This window comes from Leuconostoc rapi (assembly GCF_016908715.1).
Taxonomy (GTDB): Bacteria; Bacillota; Bacilli; order Lactobacillales; family Lactobacillaceae; genus Leuconostoc; species Leuconostoc rapi.
In genome coordinates this window covers 144,325-167,948 of record NZ_JAFBEK010000001.1, presented here as the reverse complement: position 1 = coordinate 167,948, position 23,624 = coordinate 144,325, and the positions used below count along the sequence as shown (strand labels likewise).

General features: G+C 38.1%; 21 protein-coding genes and 1 other annotated feature. All 21 genes read right to left on the bottom strand.

Annotated features, from left to right (window positions below):
* Nucleotides 1–14: 14 nt before the first annotated feature.
* Nucleotides 15–1,271, bottom strand: a complete 1,257-nt coding sequence (locus tag JOD28_RS00765) for an MmgE/PrpD family protein (RefSeq protein WP_204769017.1) — start codon at nucleotides 1,269–1,271, stop codon at nucleotides 15–17.
* On the bottom strand, nucleotides 1,264–2,004 hold the full coding sequence (locus tag JOD28_RS00760) for an amino acid ABC transporter ATP-binding protein (protein ID WP_204769016.1): 741 nt from the start codon (nucleotides 2,002–2,004) through the stop codon (nucleotides 1,264–1,266). Before JOD28_RS00760 ends, JOD28_RS00765 begins: the two co-directional genes overlap by 8 nt.
* A gap of 1 nt (nucleotide 2,005) precedes the next feature.
* The gene (locus JOD28_RS00755) at nucleotides 2,006–2,674 is read right to left on the bottom strand and encodes an amino acid ABC transporter permease (RefSeq protein WP_204769015.1); all 669 of its coding nucleotides are present in this window, start codon (nucleotides 2,672–2,674) and stop codon (nucleotides 2,006–2,008) included.
* Nucleotides 2,675–2,682: 8 nt separating this feature from the next.
* Nucleotides 2,683–3,501, bottom strand: a complete 819-nt coding sequence (locus tag JOD28_RS00750) for a transporter substrate-binding domain-containing protein (protein WP_204769014.1) — start codon at nucleotides 3,499–3,501, stop codon at nucleotides 2,683–2,685.
* Entirely contained in the window at nucleotides 3,498–4,844 is a 1,347-nt protein-coding gene (locus JOD28_RS00745) for a class-II fumarase/aspartase family protein (RefSeq protein ID WP_204769013.1), read from the bottom strand. Before JOD28_RS00745 ends, JOD28_RS00750 begins: the two co-directional genes overlap by 4 nt.
* Nucleotides 4,845–4,954: 110 nt before the next feature.
* Entirely contained in the window at nucleotides 4,955–7,252 is a 2,298-nt protein-coding gene (gene metE / locus JOD28_RS00740) for a 5-methyltetrahydropteroyltriglutamate--homocysteine S-methyltransferase (RefSeq protein ID WP_204769012.1), read from the bottom strand.
* A gap of 204 nt (nucleotides 7,253–7,456) precedes the next feature.
* Nucleotides 7,457–8,476: an ABC transporter substrate-binding protein gene (locus JOD28_RS00735; RefSeq protein ID WP_204769011.1), complete on the bottom strand. Its 1,020-nt coding sequence runs from the start codon at nucleotides 8,474–8,476 to the stop codon at nucleotides 7,457–7,459.
* Nucleotides 8,477–8,486: 10 nt separating this feature from the next.
* A complete protein-coding gene (locus JOD28_RS00730) occupies nucleotides 8,487–9,260 on the bottom strand; it encodes an ABC transporter ATP-binding protein (protein ID WP_204769010.1) in 774 nt (257 codons plus the stop codon).
* Nucleotides 9,254–10,207, bottom strand: coding sequence for an ABC transporter permease (locus JOD28_RS00725; RefSeq protein WP_239531008.1), 954 nt, complete (start codon nucleotides 10,205–10,207; stop codon nucleotides 9,254–9,256). Before JOD28_RS00725 ends, JOD28_RS00730 begins: the two co-directional genes overlap by 7 nt.
* Nucleotides 10,208–10,269: 62 nt before the next feature.
* Nucleotides 10,270–10,568 (bottom strand) — a binding site (T-box leader).
* A gap of 46 nt (nucleotides 10,569–10,614) precedes the next feature.
* On the bottom strand, nucleotides 10,615–11,502 hold the full coding sequence (locus JOD28_RS00720) for a methylenetetrahydrofolate reductase (RefSeq protein ID WP_204769009.1): 888 nt from the start codon (nucleotides 11,500–11,502) through the stop codon (nucleotides 10,615–10,617).
* Nucleotides 11,503–11,698: 196 nt separating this feature from the next.
* Entirely contained in the window at nucleotides 11,699–12,619 is a 921-nt protein-coding gene (gene mmuM, locus JOD28_RS00715; protein WP_204769008.1) for a homocysteine S-methyltransferase, read from the bottom strand.
* 2 nt (nucleotides 12,620–12,621) lie between these two features.
* Entirely contained in the window at nucleotides 12,622–14,025 is a 1,404-nt protein-coding gene (locus JOD28_RS00710) for an amino acid permease (RefSeq protein WP_204769007.1), read from the bottom strand.
* A 397-nt stretch (nucleotides 14,026–14,422) separates the two neighbouring features.
* Nucleotides 14,423–15,139, bottom strand: coding sequence for an ABC transporter ATP-binding protein (locus JOD28_RS00705; protein WP_204769006.1), 717 nt, complete (start codon nucleotides 15,137–15,139; stop codon nucleotides 14,423–14,425).
* Nucleotides 15,140–15,142: 3 nt separating this feature from the next.
* Nucleotides 15,143–15,925 carry an ABC transporter ATP-binding protein gene (locus tag JOD28_RS00700; protein WP_204769005.1) on the bottom strand — a complete coding sequence of 261 codons (783 nt, stop codon included), beginning with the start codon at nucleotides 15,923–15,925 and terminating at the stop codon, nucleotides 15,143–15,145.
* A complete protein-coding gene (locus JOD28_RS00695) occupies nucleotides 15,897–16,871 on the bottom strand; it encodes a branched-chain amino acid ABC transporter permease (protein ID WP_204769004.1) in 975 nt (324 codons plus the stop codon). Before JOD28_RS00695 ends, JOD28_RS00700 begins: the two co-directional genes overlap by 29 nt.
* A 4-nt stretch (nucleotides 16,872–16,875) precedes the next feature.
* Nucleotides 16,876–17,748: a branched-chain amino acid ABC transporter permease gene (locus tag JOD28_RS00690; protein ID WP_204769003.1), complete on the bottom strand. Its 873-nt coding sequence runs from the start codon at nucleotides 17,746–17,748 to the stop codon at nucleotides 16,876–16,878.
* A gap of 18 nt (nucleotides 17,749–17,766) precedes the next feature.
* Nucleotides 17,767–18,939, bottom strand: a complete 1,173-nt coding sequence (locus JOD28_RS00685; protein ID WP_204769002.1) for an ABC transporter substrate-binding protein — start codon at nucleotides 18,937–18,939, stop codon at nucleotides 17,767–17,769.
* A gap of 33 nt (nucleotides 18,940–18,972) precedes the next feature.
* Entirely contained in the window at nucleotides 18,973–20,115 is a 1,143-nt protein-coding gene (locus JOD28_RS00680; RefSeq protein WP_204769001.1) for a PTS sugar transporter subunit IIC, read from the bottom strand.
* A gap of 358 nt (nucleotides 20,116–20,473) precedes the next feature.
* A complete protein-coding gene (gene upp / locus JOD28_RS00675) occupies nucleotides 20,474–21,103 on the bottom strand; it encodes a uracil phosphoribosyltransferase (RefSeq protein WP_204769000.1) in 630 nt (209 codons plus the stop codon).
* 130 nt (nucleotides 21,104–21,233) lie between these two features.
* The gene (brnQ, locus tag JOD28_RS00670; RefSeq protein ID WP_204768999.1) at nucleotides 21,234–22,622 is read right to left on the bottom strand and encodes a branched-chain amino acid transport system II carrier protein; all 1,389 of its coding nucleotides are present in this window, start codon (nucleotides 22,620–22,622) and stop codon (nucleotides 21,234–21,236) included.
* Entirely contained in the window at nucleotides 22,622–23,413 is a 792-nt protein-coding gene (locus JOD28_RS00665) for a 2-keto-4-pentenoate hydratase (RefSeq protein WP_204768998.1), read from the bottom strand. Before JOD28_RS00665 ends, brnQ begins: the two co-directional genes overlap by 1 nt.
* Between the last annotated feature and the right edge of the window lie 211 nt (nucleotides 23,414–23,624).

Below are 23,624 nucleotides of genomic sequence, written 5' to 3'. Positions count from 1 at the left end.
TTTTGGGGCCTTTCTTATATGACAACAAATTGTTTCAGATCATGCCAATTATTTTGTTGTAAATCATCTAGCATGTGTTGCACTTGCGTTTTAGAAAAACTAAGCACTAGTTTTTCTAAAACTTGTGTCAGCACCAATGGATTTTTGGGCGATCCAACAGGGTCAAAAATACGTGCTGATAATTGTTGCCCATTTGTCAAAGTTAACGATACCTCGCTTGACAAATTTGTTGCCTTTTGTGTCTCGTATACTCGCGTAATAAAATCTCGTGGTGGTTGAGATAACACCTCCAATTGATAGGGGCTTCTACTCAATGGACTCATATCATTTAAAGTCTGCCATAAGATGTATTCTATTGAAAAACGACCTTCTATGCCCGTTTTAGGCCGTTTATAACGCAATGCAGCATCACGTCCAATGCCAAAAGATACTGTCATACCTACTACATCGTCCCGTGTTAAATGATGATTTCTTTTAATTGTCAACAACGCATCAACAGCGCGATAAGCCGCCGAACAGAAAGGATACTGCTTAAACCACAGTTTTTCAATTTTCCATGATTTTCCAAACGCTTGAAACCAATTTTCTAACTCTATAGTATCCAACGCATGATATTGATCAATAATACTCTTCTCAACAAATAACCCATTCAATTGACCGGTAAGATCAGTTTTTGTAAACATAATCGCATCAATCGCAGCTCTTGCAGATAAGCCAATATGAAAAGATTTAACATCCGATCCAAATTGAAATAATGCGCCTTGTGCCGCTGTAATAGCTAAACCAATGACTTTTGCCATCATAACTTCATTATCATGTCGAAGATAGCTTAACGCAACAGCCGCTCCAATTTGTCCTAAATGTGAACTGGCATGATGTCCCGTTTCGTACAAATTCGGATTAACGAGATCACCAATACGCGCTGCAATTTCCAAACCAATGACATAGGCATCGAGAACTTCATCAATCGTCACTGAGTCGTTTAAAGCAAAAATACTCGAAAAAATAACAGCACCTGGATGCCCTCTTAAGTCATCTTGCATATCATCCAAATCTAACAAATGCGCCGCAAAACCTAATTTTAATGCCTTTGTTCCTGAATCAGTCGATGTAAAAGCTTGTTTGAGTGAGTGATACGCAGGCTCTTTTTGACCAAGAGAGACAACTGCAATATAATCTAACAAGGCCATTTTTGCTAAGTTATAAATTTTTTTATTGCCTGTTGGCCTCTGAGATAGCGCCCATGAAGCAATGTCGGTTGTTTTAAGCATAACGTATATTTTCTGCGTTTTCCGATTGCAAAAAGTTTTGTATATGTTGATTTGTTTGTGCACCAAAAAACGCATTCGTGGTTTCATTTGCAATAATTTGGCCATCATACATAAAAATAATTTTGTCTGAAATTTGTTTTGCAAAACGCAACTCATGCGTAACTAAAATAACAGTTTTATCAGTTGCCTTAATAATATCAGCAATCGCTAATAAGACTTCTTGAATACTTTCTGGATCTAACGCTGATGTCGGTTCATCTAATAATAAGATGGGCGCATTTGTCATTAGGGCGCGCGCAATCCCAACGCGTTGCTTTTGTCCGCCAGAGAGGGACGCTGGATATTGTTGCGCTTGTTGATCAACATTTAATTGTTTCAACAACACATGTGCCTTAGTTAACGCCTCTTTTTTAGTTAATTCACCAGATAGCCATGCAGGACTAGCCACATTTTCAATAGCCGTCAAATTCTTGAACAGGTTAAAATGTTGAAAAACCATGCCACTGTGCTGAGCCAAATGACCTTTACTAATATCATCATAAAACAATATTTCTCCAGAAGATAAATCTTGTAATCCATTTAACGTCCGAATAAGAGTTGATTTACCCGCCCCTGATGGTCCAAGAAGTGTGAGCACTTGGCCTTTTTCTGCTTTAAATTGAATGTCTTTTAAAATGCTTTTCCCGTTAATACTGACACTTAAGTCATTCACTTCAATTATTGTTTTTGTCATATTACACCTCAAATCTCTTAAAACGCCATTCAACAGCACGCTGCAAACTACTATAGGCAACAACCAATGCCCAATAGATCAATCCAACTGCAACGTAAACTTCTAAATATTTAAAACTGGCACCAGCCAAAAGTTTTCCTTCACCAAACATTTCAGAAACACCTATGACAAAAACTAGAGAAGTCTCTTTTAAAATACCAATAATATAGTTTCCTACCGTTGGTAACGCATTCACTGCAGCCTGTGGCCACAACACACGTAGTACATATTGCGACTGCTTAATATGTAGTGCTTTAGCTGCTTCTTGTTGTCCATAATCAACTGAATGAATGGCCGAACGAAAAGTCTCTGCCATATAAGCAGCATATTTAAATCCCAAAGCAAAAATAATAATTGTCTGTGGTGACACTGTTTTCAATGCAGGGATTAATTCTGGTAACCCATAATACGCCAAAAATATTTGAACAACAGCCGGTACAGCACGAAACCCGGACACATATATGCTAGCAAACCAACGCAACGGTCTAAAAGATTGTAACCCTAAGTAGCTTATAACGCCGCCAACAATGAGTGATACAATCACAATACCGACTGCTAAATACAAAGTTAATGGTAATGCCTTAATTAATAATGGAAAGACATGAAAAAAATAGTGCCAATCAAATGTCATAATTCACCTTACTTTGCTAAGTCCTGGTTAGAAACGTCATAGCCAAAATATTGCTTTGATAGCTTTTCAATCTCACCTTGCTTAGCTAATTCTACAAACGCCTTATTAAATGACTTGGCGTACTTTTTACCCGCATCATTCTTTTTAAAAGCAATCCCCACCTTTGTCTTCTGAATTGTATCAGGCAATAATCGTAACTTCAAATGATTCTTTTTGATTGTCGCCGATAAAATTGGTCCAGAATTAACAACGCCTGCAACTTTGTCAGACAGCACAGCCTGTGTGGCGCTGTCACGATTTTCAAACGGCGACACGATGATTGATTTATTGGCTGATTGCAATGCTGTAATGTTGTTGGAACCAGCGACGCCGGCTACTTTTTGATCATCTAAATCAGAAAGTTTTTTAGCCTTACTGTCTGTTGGAACAGCAACCTTAGCTTCATCATTGTAATAAGCATCAGTAAATTGATACTTGGCTTGACGTTCCGGTGTAAACGAGACAGCATTGGCAATTCCTTGGATGCGATCAGTATCTAACTGTCCCCATAAACCATCAAAATCAGCATTCACCCATTTGACACGGTAACCTGCTAATTTAGCAGCTTTTTGAGCAACTTCAACATCAAAACCAACTAATTTATCCCCTGATTTATATGATGATGGAAACGATGCGCCTGTTGATCCCAATGTGATAGTCTTAGTTACTTTATTAGTGGCCGTCGTTTTCTTTTCATGTGATGCGTTATTTTTAACAATCAAAAATCCCCCACCTACGACAACAACTGCTATAATGCCACCAATAATAAACTGACTTTTTGTACTCATATTTTTTCTCCTAAAATGTTTTGAATAATTGTTGGAATCGCAATCGTGACATCTTGTTGCGCCACAATTGTTTCTAGTTCTGTTTCAGATAAATTAACCAATGAATTATCGGCAATGCGTTGTAAAAATTTTTCTGGCTGGGACAATGTTGCCATAGCTGCTTCGTAAATTACTTCATGCGCTGTTTGTTTACCGATTGTTTTCCCTAAATCAATCATTAATTTTTCAGCATAGACTAATGGTCCTAATATTGCTGCATTCTCAGCGATTTTTTTTGTGTGAATTTCAATATTTGGTAAAATATTAACTAACGTGTTTAACTGTACATCTAAATAATTATGAATTTCTGGTAATGCCAACCATAATATTTTCCAGCTACTAGCATCCCGTTCACCTAAACTTAACAAACTGTGTTGTAATAAATTTTGCGATTGAAATATTGGTTCAACAAGCGCCCAAATCCCCTCAAAATTTTCCGGATTACGTTTATGAGGCATAGTTGACGAACCAACTTGTCCCAGAAAAGGTTCAGTTATTTCATTAATTTCGTTCCCTGCTGCATGAAATAATTCTTTGCCTAATTTACCAGCCGTAGCACCAATCAATGTCAAAATGCTTGTATAATTTACAATTCTATCTGGTGCCGTGTGCCAGGCTACTTTAGGTGTATTAAGTTGTAATTCATCCAATAGCCGATGCTCTATCACAAGTCCTTGCTCACCTAAAGCCGAATGTGATCCTACTGCCCCTGCAAAATTACCAGTCAAAACATCACTTTTAGTCTGCTCTAGCCTTTGTAAATGACGTTTAAATTCGTCAACATATCGGGCAAATTTAAAACCTAGCGTAATAGGAACTGCCTGCACACCATGTGTATGCGCCATGTAAGGCGTTTGAGCATACTTTTTGGTCAATTGCGTTAAGGTTGCGATAATCTTTTCTAACCTTAATTCAATCAGTTCAATAGAAGAACGAATTTGTAAAACCAAACCAGTATCTACAATATCCTGCGTCGTTGCGCCATAATGAATGAATTCCCCATTGTGACCAGCCAACCGTTGCAGTTCTTGTATTAAGCCTAACAATGAATGCTGCTTTGCATGACTCACAGTAATCACATTGTCAAAATTAATATCTTCAAATTTGATTTTATCAATTGCTTCAGCAGCAAGCTGCGGAATGACTTTCTCCTCACCCTCAACTTTTGCTAAAGCCTGTTCAATGACAAATTGTTGCTTTAGACGGTTTTTTTCTGACCAAATATCACGCATATCCGCTGTTCCAAAATTACCTCCTGTAACCGCATAATCAATAGGATGTGAGCCGTTATTTAATGTCGCCATAATTTACCTCGTTTTAAAATTTATGTACTGTTCTTAAAATAAAAAACTTATTTTAAGAACGAAATTGTATTACTAATAATAATTTAAATCATTGTCCCATTAGTTACTTTTTAAGCTTCTGCTACTAACTCCTTGAGTACAATATTACGTGCTTTTTCCAGATTCGTCAAAGCCGTCTTAGTTTGATCTTCGGTACGTGTTTTCAAACCGCAATCAGGGTTAACCCAAAACTGTTTTTCATCAATAACTTTCAAGCCACGTCGAATATTATCAGCAATTTCATCAACAGTTGGTATACGTGGTGAGTGAATATCGTAGACACCCAAACCAATTTGTTTGTCATAGTCGGCATCTTCAAATGCAGAGATAATTTCGCCATGAGAACGTGATGTTTCAATTGAAATAACATCCGCGTCTAACGCTGAAATCGTATCAATGATATCTTCAAAATCAGAATAACACATATGCGTATGAATTTGCGTCTCATTACCAACACCAGACGTTGTTATTTTAAATGAATAAACTGCTTCATCTAAATAATCTTGCCAAGAACGTTGTTTAAGTGGCAAACCTTCTCGTAAAGCAGGCTCATCAACCTGTATAATTTTAATGCCTGCCTTCTCTAAATTCAACACTTCTTGACGTAATGCCAAAGCAATTTGATTTTGAACATCCGCACGATCAATATCGTCACGTACAAATGACCAATTAATAATTGTTAATGGTGCCGTCAACATACCCTTAACGATTTTTTTAGTTTGTGATTGTGCAAATTGTGAAGCTGCAACAGTAATTGGTTCGGTGTAATCAACATCCCCGAAAATAACTGGTGGTCGAACCCCTCGTGAACCATATGATTGAACCCAACCATTTTGTGTTGCATAAAAGCCGTCTAACTTTTGTCCAAAGTATTCAACCATGTCTGTTCGTTCAAATTCGCCGTGAACAAGTACATCTAAACCAATATCTTCTTGTATTTTCAACCAGCGCTTAGTTTCTGATTCGATAAATGCCTGATATGCTTCATCTGACAAACGTCCTTTACGCCATGCGGCACGCTTTGCACGCACTTCAGAAGATTGTGGGAACGACCCAATTGTTGTCGTAGGTAATTTAGGTAATTGTAATCGATCTTGTTGTGCAATAGCACGATCAACATACTTGCCTTGACGTTCAAATACTGTATCACCCAAATGCTTGATTGCAGTTTGCACTGATGCATTATTACGTGCTTTTGATTCATTCAATGCTTTTAATGCTGCAGTGTTTTTAGCCAAAGCCGCACGGGTATCTTGGCCATTTAACGTTTGTGTCAATGTGACAATTTCTTGTAACTTTTCATCAGCAAACGCCAAGCCACCCAGTAGTTCTGGACCAGCCGCTGTTTCGTACTTAGTTGTAATTGGTACGTGAAGTAAGGTATTTGAGGGCTGGATCCATAACTCAGAAGCTGCATCTTGTAACTCACGAACCAATTGTAGCTTCTTTGACAAATCAGCTGTCCAAACATTATGACCATCAATGACACCAGCAGCCAAAACTTTATCTTTTGGAAAGCCAAACTCACGAACATGTGCTAGATTTTCGCCATGTCCATGAACGAAATCAAGGCCAATAGCTTGAACAGGTAATTGCGTCACTGCTTGGTAAGGATCAATTGAATCAAAGTATGTCTGTAATTCGATATTCAATGATGGCGCAGCTTCTCTTAATGCTTCAACTACACGGCGATATGGCGCCACACCTGCTTCATCTTCAAGTTTCACCAAAGTAGGCTCATCAAGTTGTACCCAATTCACACCTGCTTGTTGTAATTCTGTAAATACTTGTTGGTACAGTGGCAAAATCACATCAAGCAATTTATTGATGTCACTTTCGCTTGAAACATAATCACCATTTAATTTACCTAATTTTATGAGTGTCACTGGTCCAACAATAACTGGCTTACCGTTAATACCTAATTCATCATTAGCTTCTTGCCAATACTTTAACCAACGATTTTCTAACAGTCTGGGCGTTGTATTATCAAATTCCGTCACCGTGTAATGATAATTAATATTAAACCATTTGGTCATGTCAGCGGCGACATTTTCTTTGTTCCCTCGTGCTATATCGTAATATTCATTCAAAGTCAGTGGTCTGTCATAACTTCCAAAGCGAGTCGGAATTAGATTAAATGCTGTAGCTGTGTCTAAAACATGATCATAGTTTGAGTTATCAGCAACAGGAACGATGTCAATACCTGCATCAATTTGTTTTTTCAAATTAGTTAAGCGTAATGCTTTTGCCGTTTTTTCAAATGTCAAGACATCAATATCTTCTTTCCAAAATGATTCTAAAAGCTTTTTCCATTCACGTTGTTCGCCCAATCGTGGGTAACCAAGATTTGATGATTTTACTGTAGTCATATTTTTCTCCTATATAATCAACCTGTTCTGAAACAATTAACCTGGCAGCTTATCAATTACACAGTATTCATAGCCCCGCTGCCATTTAAAAATACGACTGTTAGGATTTTGTTACTGTGAAGATAATAAACTGTCGCATTATTGACTTGCATGACGAACTCCTTTCAATTTTCTTATGTACGGCGACATAATCGCCTAAATGTATTAATTTGAAGCTGTTGTTTTAAAGAATGATGCTTGTCTGAGTGCTTTTAAATCAACATTTTTATCGACCACATTTAACTTTTGCAAATCTCCACCAACTTTAGTAAAGGCTTTCTTTGCACCGGAATAAGAAGGCTTAAACTGATAAGATTTCAACATTTTAGTATTCAACTTTTTATCCCCATCTATATAATGCTGACTTGTTTGAATCGCTACTGTTTCTTCTGGATGTTCTTCTGCCCATTTAGCACCCTTTTGTAAGGCTAGTGTATATTTGGCTGCAACTGCCGGATGGTTTTTTGCAATATCGTCTGAAACATATGCCACACAGCAGTACTCATCTTTAAATGCTGGATCAGTTGCTGAGGCACTTAATGTTATCAAATTATACTTTGCTTTATCAATTTCAGTATCTGGATCACCTAGTGCAATAGCATCAACTTGTCCTTTTTGTAACACAATAGGCAATTCTGATGCTGAGTAAGCAGCTAACTGTACTTGTGAATGTTGGGCTGACACGTCTACACCATAATGTCCTAAGTAACGTCTGACATAAGTAGCAGCCGAACCCGCAATATCACCTACGCCCACCTTTTTGCCGATAAGATCTTTAGCAGATTTAATTGTGCTCCCTTTTTTAACTAAAATTTGTAAACACCCAGTATGCAAACCGGTAGTAATTTTAATTTTTGCTCCGTTTGCTAATGGTTGAACTAAACTCCCCATCATGGAGTTAGACGCATCTATTTTACCTGAATTGACACCTTCAAAATTGGTTGTATCTGATCCAAGCTTAACTACTTTAATTTTTAATCCTTCCTCTTTAAAGTAGCCCTTAGCTATGGCCAACTGCTGTGGCGCGCCACATAAATCGTTATTTTCCGCTATTTTTAAAACAAAGTTTTTGTCTGAACTATCATTGGCAACCGTTTTGTGTTGACCTGTTGTCAGAAACAACACAACAGTTACAAATACTAGAACCAATGCGACAATTCCAGAATAAATATATTTTCTCTTCATTTTTCATTCCTCAAATATTATGAAAATCTAGCACACTCAAAACTTCTTCTTTGAGCGCGATAAATGTCTGATCGTCTCTTTTTCTTGGGTAATCTAACTTAATATTGATGATTTTTTTGACACGTGCCGGCCGTGGTGTCATTGCAAACACACGTTGTCCTAAAAATATAGCTTCCTCCACATCATGTGTCACCAAAATCATTGTTGTCTTTCTTTCGTGCCATATTCTTAGCACATCATTTTGCAATTTCATACGTGTAAAAGCATCGAGCGCCCCGAAAGGTTCATCAAACAATAACACTTCGGGATTATTTACCAAGGCACGCGCAATTGCTGCACGATGTGCCATACCTCCAGAAAGTTGATAAGGATAAGACTTTTCAAACCCAGTTAAACCCACTAAAGTAATTAATTCAGCAATATTTTCATGATCTTCTTGCGTTAGTTTGCCTTTGATTTTTAGACCAAAAGCTATATTTTCTTGTACTGTCAACCATGGAAACAAATTTGGATCCTGAAAAACTAGTCCGCGCTCTCGACCAGGTGCCGTTATTTTCTTATCACCGACGTAAATCGCGCCATCTGTTGGTACTTCAAGTCCTGATATTAATCGTAACCACGTGGTTTTACCACAACCAGATGGACCAATTAGACTGACAAATTCTCCCGGCATGATTTTAGCATCAACGTGATCCAATGCCACCACATCAGGTTTATTCAGATCACGACTCGGAAATACTTTTCTTAAATTTTCTACCCTAATTTCTTCTGTTCTCGCTACCATTTAATCAAGCCCTCTTGCCACTTTAAGAAGTGATCACGTATTCTAAATAAAATTGTAATGATTAATGAAAATGCAATTGCCAACACAATCAGCCCCGCGTAAACGTTAGCATATCCCATAATTTCTCGTTGCCAGTTGATATACCAACCAAGGCCATACTTCACACCTAACATTTCTGCCACCATTAACGTAATAAAGGATGCGCATATGCCGTTAAATAATCCGACAAAAATACTTGGCAATGATGCAGGCAAAGCAACTTTAAATATTTTTTGAATTGTACTAGCACCCATCGTATCAGCAACTTCTAGATAATCAATTCGAACACTAGCAACGCCTGAATTCGTCAGTATTGTGACCGGAAACCACATTGACAAAGCTAATAAAAATGCACTCGCTGCAAAACTTGTTGGAAAAGCAGACAAAGCAATCGGAATCAAAACAGTTGGTGGAATTGGCCCTAGAAATTTAACAAAAGGGTCTAACCAGTAATGCCAATTTGTACTCCAACCAATCAATACCCCAGTTATAACGCCCAAAATACCACCAATAACCCAGCCAATAATAAGCAACCAGACGGAATAACCTAAACATTTAACTAATAACGCTGAATTATTAACCAAAGCGCCAAAAATTTTATCAGGATTCGGAAAGAATAACGTATTTATCCAACCAAACTTTGCTGTTGCTAAATCGTAGATACCAATTAAAGCAAAGGCAACCCCGATTCTGGGCGAATTGTACTGAAATACCTTTATTTTTTTAGTTATTGTGTTAGCAATCGCCAGTAATAAACTCAAAATAAAAACGATAATCAGTAAAATATTAAAATAAGGTTGTGGTTTCTCAAAATTTGTCACGCTGTTTGGTACTAAGTTATGCACCAACAGTACAACACCAATCAATATCACACTACTCCAATTGCGTAGCAGACTATTATTACTCAACTTGCTCCCCTTCTTTCTAAAAGTATGGCAAATAAAAAATCCCGCAGACTAAAAAAATTAATCTGCGGGACGAAATCTCGTGTTACCACCCGGTATTTATGTGCCTAAATCATTACAAAAGCACACCTCTTATCAGTCGCTATCAGTATGTTGGCATCTCCATGCCACACACTTTCAAGGAACCGATGTCGCTGTAACGGGCTCTCCCGAGTATGGTTTATGTGTCTACCGACTGAGGTCGATTCACACTCGCCATACGATAACTCCAAGACCATTTTCTTAATCTGCCCACCATTTACTCTCACCAACCGTAAACTCTCTTCGCGTGTTAAATTAATACTTATCTCTTCAACGTTATAATTATGTTATCAAACATTCATTATTTTGTCAACCAAATCTCACAAATTTTAAAAATGTTTGGCTGCAATTTCTTGATTAATGATAGGTAACATACTTTTCAGTACGCTTGGCCGATTCATAGCATATAAATGAATCCCATCAACACCATGATCTAACAAATCTTGAATTTGTTCGAGTGCATAGTCTATACCAGCTTTTTTTAAATCTTCCGGATTATTTTCATATTTATGGATCAGTTTAACTAATCGTGCCGGTAAGGATGATCCGATCATATAGGTCATACGTTCCACCTGGGCCTTACTAATTATCGGCATGACACCAGCAGATACCGGCACTTTAATATAATTATTTTTCAAAACTTCTTGCATATGATAATAAACATCATTTTCAAAGAAAAATTGAGAAATTAAAAAATCAGTGCCACTCGTAATTTTTTCTTTAACTCCAGCGACGCTAATGCCAGTAATAGGATTGTCCACATGTCCTTCTGGATAAATTGCTGCTCCTACGTTAAAGCCACTAAACGCTTTAATATCACAAATTAAGTCTTTAGCATATGGATAGTTAGCATTGACATAGTCTTTATCTGGTAAATCACCGCGCAACGCAAGAATATTTTCGATCCCTACTTGCTTAATTTTTTCCAAATTATCTCGTAAGCTTTCTGGTGTTTGATTTACCCCTGTTAAGTGGTGAAGCGCCGTAACACCGAAATGCGTTTGTATATATTGTGCTAAATCTCGTGTCATGGTATTATCACCTGAACCACCAGCACCATATGTCACACTGATAAAATCAACCCCTAATTTTTGTGGATTGACTTCATCTAATGTTCGATAAAGTGATTCGATGCCACCTTCTTTTTTTGGTGGAAAAATTTCAAATGATAGTACTGGTGTTGGTTTGGTATGATATATTTCAGATATTTTAGTCATCTTCTCGTCCTTATTGTTGTTATTTTCAAATCGCCAAATAGAACATAATATCATCCACTGCGCCGCAACCTTTTAAAAAGACACTTGTTGTAATTTTGTCACTATGCAAATAGTATATTTTTAGATTGGTGATCATCGCTGGCCTTCTTAATTATTTAATCTTACGGTGATTTGGTTTTGGCACCCTAAGTAAAACTTATTTTTCAGTAGCTATAACGGCCTGAGCAATTTCCTGAATGTCATCAGGACTTGTTCGACAGCAACCACCAATTAAACTAGCACCAGCAGCTTGCCACAATGGCACTAATTCAGCCCAATTAATGGGGCCATGCTGACTAACCCAACGTTTAGTTTTCGGGTCGTACTCGTCCCCTGCATTGGGATAGACAACAATTTTTTTGCTTGTATTTGGGGCAATCTTTTCTAAAGCCGGTAAAATATTTTGAGGTGATGTGCAATTCACACCAATCGCTTTAATTTGAACAACCGTTTCAAAGTAAGCAACAGCGCCTGCCAATGGCGTGCCATCCCACAAATGATCGCCATCTTCCGTAGCAAAAGATAAATAGGCTTCAACTGTTGGGAACTCTTGTTGTAATAAATGTCCTATCGCTTTGGTTTCCTCAAAATTTGGCATTGTTTCCAAGGCCAGTATATCTACGCCATCCGCGATCAACCGTGCTATACGCGGCCGGTGAAAATTCTGATACGCCTGTTCTGTCAGATGATAACGACCTGTATATTCTGCGCCATTTGCAAGATAAGCCCCATAAGGTCCTACAGAACCAGCAATTAGCCCATTGTTTCGATGAGATTTCTCGAGACCACTTTTAGCTAATGCGACAGCAGAATCGATCAATTCATAAGCCTTTGTCTCACTTAAACCTTGGTCGGTAAAAGATTTTACGTGTGCTTGGTAGGTATCAGTAATGGCCAAGGCAGCCCCTGAATTAAAATAATTTTTGTGAATATCTCGAATATCATCTGGTGACTGGATCAACGCTGATGCTGACCACCAAATATTATTCACATCAATATGCCGTTTTTCAAGTTCACTGCCCATACCACCATCTAATATGACTGTTCCTGACGCGATATATGTTTCAAATTTTGTCATGATTACTCTCCTACAGTTTGTTTGGATGCCTTAACTGCTGTTAAATGATGTTTTGGCCACCACTTAAATCGCAAATAATAATACCCATAGACAATGATTATAAAAGGTATTGACCAGAGCAGTGCACCAAGTTGTTCGGGATCAAAAACAACTAAAATAATTGACAATGATGATCCAATAAATCCAGCTAACGGTAACAGTGGGTATGCCCATTTTGGATATCGCAAATCTTGTGTCCGCTTTTCTCGTGTCAACAGTTGATAATACTTATAATGTGACCAACTGATTGCTACCCATACAAATACAACTGCTAAACCAGAAACCTCGACTAATATCAAGTATAGCGACCCCGCAGCCATAAAGCTCGAACCCAAAGCTAATAAAGCACCTACTAAACTTGCCAAAAGCGCTCGAATTGGAATGCCATTTTGGTTAACTTTTTCGAATTTGGCAGAAATCAAGCCCTCGTGACTTAAGGACCACAACATACGTGTTGATGCATATAAACCTGAATTAGCCATCGAAATAATGCCAGTTAAAATAACAAAATTCATGATGTCTGCTGCATATGGAATCCCTATCATGCTAAATACCGTTACAAATGGACTCTGTGTGACACCAGCTTTCTCGTAAGGAATAATTGCAGCTAATATGGTAATGCTGCCAATAAAAAATATCACTTGGCGCCACCAAACAGCCTTAACTGCTTTAGCTATTGCATGAGTTGGATCCGCGGCCTCACCAGCAGTAATAGCCATTAATTCAGTTCCACTGAACGCAAAATTTACCGCTAACATCGTTGTAAATACGGCACCTATACCATTTGGAAAAAGGCCATGGCTAAAAACATTTTGAAATCCAACGTTTTGTGTTTGACTAGAATGCAAAACACCTGTCAAAATCAAAACACCAATAACCAAAAAGGCAATAATAGCAACAACCTTAATTGCAGCTAACCAATACTCACTTTCACCAAATATTTTAACTGAGAATATATTACTTAATAAAATAATAACAATAAATAAACCAGAAAATGCCCAAACCGGTACATTTGGAAACCATCTTTGCATGATGATTCCTGATGCTGTAAATTCAGACCCCAATGCCACTGTCCATGTTAGCCAATAAGAAATGGCAACAAAAAAGCCAGTAGCTGGACCAATCAATTTTTGTGCATGGTAATGAAATGCACCTGTTTGCGGCATTGCAATCGATAATTCAGCCACGCTCAACATGACGAGATAAACTAAAATTGCACCGATGCTATAAGCTAATATAGTGCCAAAAGCCCCTGCAGTATGAATGGTGTAGGCTGATGATAGAAAAAGGCCTGTGCCAATTCCGCTAGCTAAGCCAATCATTTGTATTTGTCGTGCCGTCATCGCACGTTTTAATTTTCCTGCCATTATATTTCCTCGATTACATTTATTTAATCATCCGCAACGACGCTAGGCTAATAAAGCCAAAAAAATCCCGCAGTTTGAACCTAATCAAACTGCGGGACGAATTATCGTGTTACCACCCGGTATTTGTATGTTAAAAAACATACCTTATTCAATCGCCGTACTTTAAAAACGGGAATTGTTGTTGCTATAACGGGCTCACCCGGTCATTGCTCACAACGCATAAGCGTATGCTCACCATGACGTGTCTCTCCAAGACCATTTTCATATCATCACGCAATCTACTTTCACCAAACATAGACTCTCTAAGTGCGCTCAACATATTACTTATCTCTTCACTGTTGAGAATATAATAACAACTTTATCAAAATATGTCAAATTATTTTTTATTTTCAAGCATTTATCCACCTAAATAGGCTTCTCGAACATCATTGGATGCTAATAATGCATCGCCTGTGCCAGTGGCAATAATTCGCCCACCTTCTAGGACATACCCTCGATCGGCTATCTTTAAAGCTTGATTGGCATTCTGTTCGATTACAAGTACTGTCACGCCAGTATCTCTAATTTTTTGAATAATATCAAATATCTTTTGAATATACAGTGGTGCCAGACCCATTGATGGTTCGTCCAACAATATCATTTTTGGCTGTGCCATTAAGGCTCGACCTATGGCTAACATTTGTTGTTCGCCACCCGATAGCGTAGCCGCGTCTTGATTACGGCGATCCTTCAAGATTGGAAATTGCTCATAAACACTTTCATAGGCCGTTTTATTTTGTGATTTTCTTGAAATTGTATAAGCGCCGAGTTGTAAATTTTCTTGCACCGTCATGCCAGGAAATACACGTCGGCCTTCAGGTACTTGTACGATACCACTGCGCACTCGCCTTTCAGAGGACATATGATTTAAAACCAGATTATTTAGAGAAATATTACCTGCTACGACTTTTTCTAATCCAGATATTGTCCGCAAAATCGTACTTTTCCCGGCACCATTTGCACCGATTAACGTGACAATTTCTCCACGATTGACGTGGAAATCAACACTACGGACTGCTTTGATTGCGCCATAGTTAACGCTTAGCCTTTCTACTTTTAATAACGTTTCAGCCATTAATCAACCCTCTTCCCCTAAATACGCTTTAATGACTGCTGGATTATTTTGAATTTCTTTTGGTGTACCAGTTGCCAAGACTTTCCCATACTCTAAAACATACAAACGTTCACTAACTGCCATAACCAAATTCATATCATGTTCAATCAATACAATTGTTATTTTAAATTGTACTTGAATTTGTTTAATCAGTTCAGTCAATGCTTGTGTTTCTTGTGGATTCATACCGGCAGCAGGCTCATCTAAAAATAAAATTTTAGGTGTCGTCGCCAAGGCACGAACAATCTCTAATCGACGCTGTTGACCATAGGGTAGATTATTAGCTAGCTCATCAGCAACATTTGTCATACCAAAAATTTCTAATAACGACAGTGCTTTTTCTCGGTTTTGTGCTTCTTTTTTGTAAAAACTTGGTGTACGTAACATGGCTTGAACAACATATGGTCTATTTTTAGCTGTCATGGCAATCAACACATTTTCTACTACAGTCCTACTCTTGAATAACCTAATATTTTGAAAAGTGCGTGCAATACCTAATTGCGCACGCTTATAGGGTGGTAATTGATTAATATTAACTAATTGGTCACCATCGTCAATAACTACCTCGCCTGACGTAGGTTTATAAACGCCAGTTAATAAATTAAATAGCGTTGTTTTGCCCGCACCATTGGGTCCAATTAGACCCACGAGTTCATTTTCGTGTGCTTCTATGGTTACTTTATTTACTGCCGTGACCCCACCAAATTTAACACTTAGTTCACGCGTCTTTAGAACGGCCTTTGTCATGGTCTCCTCCTGAATCGAACAACATTTTTTTCAATGAAAATTCTGATCTACCCAACAAACCTTGCGGTCTAAATAACATTACGATAATTAATACCACAGCATAAACAACCATCCGCAATGAACCAAAATTTTGTAAGACAACATCTAAAATACCTAATGCAACAGCGGTCAGTACTGTGCCACTTATTGAACCAATGCCACCTAGTACAACGATGATTAGAATAGTAATGCTTTGCATAAAAGTAAAGTCTTGTGGTGACACAGATTGAATGAAACTGGCACGTAGTCCACCCGCAATTGCCGCTAATATCGCACCAAGAACAAAGGCAATAACTTTATACTTGGTTGTATTAATTCCTAATGATTCTGCGGCAATCTCATTATCACGAACAGCAATAATGGCTCGACCTGTAGGACTTCTAACTAAATTCACCACAATAATAATCGATAGCACACCAAGCCCAAAAACAACTTGCCAATTAACAAAGGCGGGAATTGCAAAAATACCTGCGGGTCCACGTGTGATTTTAAAGTTCATAATTAAAATTCTAATAATTTCTGATACACCTAACGTGGCAATTGCTAAATAATCACCACGCAAGCGCAACGTCGGAATACCGACAATTAACGCCACAATACCACTCAATATAGCGCCCACAAAAAGACTAATAATAAAACCAAAAATGGTGGGTACTGAAGTTACAATTAAAGCTGTGGCATAAGCGCCAATAGCCATAAATCCTGCGTGGCCTAATGAGAATTGCCCTGACATACCGATAACTAAATTCAAGCCAACCGCTGCAATAAGATTAATGCCAATTAATACAATAGTTGTCATACCATAGGGTCCGATAATACCAAACATAGTCATTACAAAGATTAGGATGATAATCATTAACGTTAATGTGGCCCAGCTCAACGTATATTTTATATGCGCTTTATCCATGAACTTACACCTTTTCCCGTTTGTTTTTACCTAAAATACCAGTAGGTTTTAATAACAAAATAATAATCAAAATCGCATAAACAACGGCATCTTTATAATTTGACAAACCAACTGCTTGTGTCATAGTTTCTAAAATACCAATTAACCAACCGCCTAATGCTGCCCCAGGAATAATACCAATACCACCCAAAACTGCAGCTACAAAAGCTTTAATCCCAGGTGTCATCCCCATCAATGGATCAATATTATTGTAGTACAAGCCAATGAGCATCCCGCCGGCAGCAGCTAACGCTGAGCCAATTGCAAAAGTAAATGAAATTGTACGATTAACATTAATACCCATTAATATAGCTGCTTCTTCATCAGCAGAGACGGCGCGCATGGCACGCCCCATTTTTGTTTTCTTAACGATTATATTTAATAAAATCATCAAAATAATCGCAGTTGTTATAATAATGATTTGAATGTTAGAAATTTGTAAACTACCAAAATGATATTGTATTGTTTTAATTGCTTGTGGAAACGATCTTTTATCAGATCCAAAAAGATAACTCATACCATTTTCAAGCAAAAATGATACACCCAATGCCGAAATCAGGACAGCAATTCTTGGTGAATGGCGCAAAGGACGATAAGCAATAAACTCAATTAACATACCTAATACTGCACAAATTGCCATAGAAAAAATTAAGGCAATAAAGAAATTTAGATGAAGCACACGAAGGAAAAAATAGCCAAAATAAGCTCCCAGCATATAAATATCACCATGCGCGAAATTAATTAATTTAATGATGCCATACACCATCGTATATCCCAGTGCCAATAGTGCATAAACGCTTCCCAGGATCATACCATTGATTAATTGTTGAATTATCATTGACAAGATAGTCACCTGTTATTTCACAACTGTAGCAGTTGTGTCTTTTCCATTTTGAACGCCAACCATAACAATTGATTTTTTCGGATTATGGAATTTGTCCATTGTCATTTTACCTGTTGTGCCTTCAAAATTCTTAATTTTAGCTAAACCTGCTGTAATTTTAGCTTTATCAATTGATTTTTCATCTTCAATCGCTTGCTTAATCATGTAAACAGCATCGTATGACAATGCTGTAAATTGTGATGGCTCCTGTTGATAGTCTTTACGATAAGACTTAACAAAGGTCTTGGCTGCATCAGTAGATAACGCTTTTGTTGAGAAATGCGCTGCGTAATAAACATTACTTGTATTTTTATTACCAGCAATTTCAGCCAATTTTGGATCACCTAACCCATCTGGTCCAATAACAGGAACTGCAATTCCCATATCACGCGCCTGCTTTAAAATAGCTCCAGCTTCAGTATAGTAACCATTAATGACAATGGCATCAAACTTTTTATTCTTAATCTTTGTTAACATTGCCTGAAAATCTGTATCCCCAGCTTGATATGAATCAGTTTCAACGATATTACCTGTATATGCTTTTTTAAACGCTGCAGTGATACCTGTCCCATAATCTGAGGAATTATCTTGAAAAACAATAACATTTCTAGCTTTAATCGTATCTGTAGCAAATTTTGCCATCTTTGTACCTAAATATGAATTTTTAAATTGTGCACGGAAAATATAAGGTTGAACCGTCCCATTTTTTTGTACTGTAATACTATCAGCACCAGCTGTAGGTGATATCACTGGTGTTTTCCCTTTTGTTGCTGATGGAATAGCAGCTTGAACAGCAGAAGTCACCACTGGCCCTACAATAGCATTGACTTGATTATTATTAATCAAATTTGTGGTAACAGATGCCGCCTCCGTATTATCTGATTTACTATCCTTATTAACCATCTTGAATTTGTAAGTTTTACCATCGACTTTAACGCCACCAGCAGCATTAATATGCTTAACTGCAAAATTAGCACCCTTTTGTTCAGCTTGACCATAAGCCGAAACATTACCAGAAGTGTCAAACACACCACCAATTTTGACAATATTAGCTGTTTTATTGCCTGTTTTCTTCATCATACCAAAACCAATAACTCCCCCAATGACAACAACGAAGGCAACAACTATAGCAATAATTTTTTTCATAATTTCTCTCCAAATTTTAATTAAGCAAACACATTAAATCATTTCCAAATGCAACTGTTCTGGTTTTGCCCAACCCATTTTGCGCATCACACGGTAACCCACAAATGACACAATAATTGGCACGACAACACCAATGCCCATATAAGCGGCAAAAGCAACTGGATTTGATCCCGCCAAAGCCAAAGGTACGATAAACGAATTAAATCCAATACCCGCCATAGCAAATGGTGCTGTCACATGAAATGCTATTGTGGCAATTGGTGCTGCAATGGCTGCACCAATCATTGGTGGGATAATCAATGCTGGATTTTTAGTCAAATTTGGAAATTGAATTTTTGGCGTCACAATACCTTGTGCAATCGTTGCACCAATTTTATTTTCTTGAAACGACATAGCTGGAAAGCCAACAAACACAGCCGTTGTACCAATTAATATCGCACCAGCAGCTTGCGGTGACGTCACACCTGTTGCACCAATAGCAACAGCTAATGCTGCCGCAGATGCAGGTGTCATTGTTAATGCACCAAATACCATGGCAACAATTGCTGTCCCAATAATCGGGTTAACTGAAACACTTGAAGCAATAAATTGGCCAACCGCTACTAAGGCAGGTGTCGTAATCATCGCCAAGTAATAACCACTCACCGTACCAACAATTGTTGTTGCAGCTGGTACAATAACCATATCTAATGGCGTTTTACCACTCAACCATTTACCAAACAATACTGCAATAATGGCTGCCATAACAGCTGATATTGGCTGTCCTGTTGTGATAATTGCTGAACCAGCAGCTTGTGTGCCAGCATAACCAGTCGCAGTCACACCTTGGACAGCATTATTACTAAAGAATACAGCATTAGCACCAACTGTAGAAGCAGCCATCGCGCTAAACATGACCATCGTATTCGTCTTCATTTGCGAGGCGACTGCTGCACCAAAGGCAGCAGGCAACATAATTTTTGTGATAGCCCCCATCTGTACCATTGGTGCCCAATTAATAAATCCGGCAATGGTTTGCAATAACAATCCCATTCCTAATGTAACTAAGATGGCATTTGAAACTGCTGCCGATGTTTTATAAACAATATCACGGATAGATTCCTCAGCCTCACCAACTTTTTCTTGGATGACTTCTTTATTGATTTGCGCTTCCTTATTAATTGCATTCTGTGCCATAATCCTAATCTCCTTTTGATTACATCTCCAAATTAAGCAGTGCAATCATTAGAGTACAATAAAGCGCCCTAACGATTGCTCGTTAGGGCGCTTTATACGCATTTTTCCTAACCAGCCACTATCCCTTTAAAAGTCTAGTAGCTGATCCTGCTCAAATAACAACCAACTAGACTCAGATGAGAAGAAGGTTGAGGAGGAGACGTGTGTTATTAACTTGTTTAAAATACATTTTAGTCATGATGACTCTCCTTGTTTGAGCAATTACTTGCTTGTTTCTTAATGATTAAAACTATACACAGGTTAACAAAAAATGTCAATACTTTTATAAAACTAATTTTAATGATTTTTTTCTAATTATTTACATGGTACCAAATAAGCGATCGCCGGCGTCCCCCAAACCAGGCACAATATAACCATGCTCATTTAACTTTTCATCTAATGAACCAGTATAAATATCAACATCCGGATGTGCCTCTTGAACAGCTTTCACACCCTCAGGAGCCGAAACAAGTGTAATCAACTTGATATGTTTGGCACCACGTTTTTTAAGTGCAGAAATCGCATCTTTTGCTGATCCACCAGTTGCTAACATTGGGTCTACTAATAAAACATCACGCTGATCGATATCTTCTGGTAATTTAATAAAATACTCTACGGGTTCAAGCGTTTCTTCATCACGGTACATCCCAATGTGACCAATTTTAGCAGCTGGAATCAATTGCACAATGCCGTCTACCATGCCCAACCCTGCACGTAAGATTGGCACAACAGCTAATTTTTTACCAGCCAACTGTTTTTTAGTTGTTGTCGCAACAGGCGTTTCTACAACAACATCTTCTAACTGCAAATCGCGACTGGCTTCATAAGTCATTAACATAGCGATTTCATCTACCAAAGCACGAAAATCTTTGGTACCTACTTTTTTATTGCGAATCATTGTCAGCTTATGCTGAATCAATGGATGATCCATTTCAACAAATTTTCCCATGATATTATAGATTATATTTGACAAGAGGCGACTATCTTAAGTTCATCAGCAGGTTATCAAGTATATTTCCTTTCAATTTTACTAACATCATTATATCAAAAATGCGCCCTGCAAGGGGCGCATCTGACAATCAATCGCGTGATGTATTAACAGATATTTCAGATTTAACACGATTATGTTGGTTTTGAGTTGCATTTGAAAAAACGTAAAGGCCACAACCAATTAACGTACCCACTAAAGCCGGTACTAACCAACCAAATCCCAACGCTGAAAATGGTATATATTGATGATACATTGTTACGATTCCCTGAACAGTCTGATTACCCATGAATGGTGAATTGGCAAAAGCATCCAATATTGCGGGTAACACAACACCTGCCACAGCACTACGGTATATCGTGCTTGAACGATTAAAATAGTTAGAAAAAAGCGACAACAAAATGAGCACCAAAGCAAACGGATATAATAACATTAACACAGGGACCGACCAAGCTACAATGTTAGTCAAACCCGCATTTGCAGTGACAAAAGAGCCAAAAGCAATCAAACGCAAAAACCAAAGATAACTCACTTTAGGAAAAGCTAAATGCAGGTCCTGTGCGAAAGAAACGAACAACCCCATTGCTGTCGTAAATACAGCCAGCGTCACCAATACACCCGTTAAAGCAGTGCCAAAATTACCTGCATAGTGAGCGATGATTTGTGCAAACGCGTCACCACCATTCGCTGCAGGTTTGAATTTCCCTAAACTTGAAACACCCAATAAAACTAGACTCGTATAAAAAAAACCTTCTATAACGATACTCAATAAGCCGGCTTTAGCCAATACTTTTGATACTTGATGCTCTCCAAAACCAAGCCCTCTTACAGCGTATACAACAGATACAGCCAGTGCAAGCAAAGCTAAGCCATCCATCGTATTATAACCATCTAAAACACCTTGTAAACCAGAATTACTTTGGTATGCTGTATTGACCACTTGATGTGTGCCGCCCATTGGTATAAAGAGTGCTACAAGTAATACAACAACCAATAAACCAATAAACAAAGGATTTAAATATTTACCAATACGTTTAGTCAGTTCTGCTTGTTTGACTGTTAAAAAGTAAGCCAATCCAAAGAATAAAGCAGAAAATATTAGCATACCTACCTGTTGATGATCTGCAGATAAAAATGGTGCCACACCCATTGAAAATGCTGTTGCTGCTGTACGAGGTGTACCAAAAAATGGTCCAATCGTGAGATGAATCGCGACTAAGAATAATAAACCAAACCAATGTCCAACGGGTTTTGCCACATCGTATACACTTCGACTATGAGTGAGGCTAACAGCTAACATAGCTAGAAACGGTACAATAGTACCCGTGACTAAGAATCCTAAAGTTGCAGGAAGCCAGTTTCCACCGGACATTTGACCTAACTGCACTGGAAAAATCAAATTTCCAGCACCGAAAAACATACCAAAAATTAACGATGCTATCAGAAGTAATTGACGCCATGTCAGTTTTTTATCGACCATTAGTTATTCTCCTTAACTTGGAGAACGACTGTACCAAATTCTCCTGTGAAATCCACACGCCACTCTCCTGAACTTAAACGCGGTGGCAATAAGAACGTCCCTGTAGACGCTTGCGTCCCTGCCACAAACGTCTTGCCTTGGTCTGCTAATTTCGTTACCAACCACTCTAATGATGCTACGGGGTTTCCCAACACTTCACTGCCTTTCCCCTGCCCAACTTGCTTGCCATTGTGTGTTAACGTGGCACTGACGTCTGCTAATTCGCCAACAGTCAGCGTGCTCCCATCTAGAGACTTACCTGAAACGACTGCCCCACCGACAGCTGTATCACTTAACACTAAGTACTTGTCTAATTTTGGAAACCACGACTTGAAACGTGCATCAGGGACTTCTAAAGCTGGTGCCACTGTCGTATTTTTTAGTAACGTTTCTTTTGACATATCAGGTGTCAAATCTACTTTAGCGGTAAATAGCAACTCCACTTCAACTAGTGGTTCATTATATGACGCTAAGTCTAACACATACGGTGATTTCACGAAACGATTAGCCACTTGTGCGCCATATAATGGTGAATCTGATGCAAACATATGCTGCGTTTCAGGAGAAGTCAGCGATACTTTATAGCCTGCTGTTGGTTCATTTTTCAATGCCATAACTGCGTCTTGTACCTCATATGCCGTGTCAAAATCATGTACGACATTAACGTAATCGTTCTGATCTAATGGGACATTATCTTTAAATGCCTCAAACAAATGTTTTGCAAGTTTTTGCTGTTCTAATGTTAATGTCATAATACTCTCCTACGAAATGAAACAAAAAAGAGACAAGTTGCTTGTAAAAAGCAGCTTGTCTCTTTGACATTTATCAGCTGCCTATCAATTGATTGATAGGCACCAAAAATTATCAGCACCTATCACGAAATAATGATAATGCTGATAATAATTTGTGTTGTTGTGTTAACTGATGTTGTCATTTGTTTATCTCTTTTTTATTTAATACATT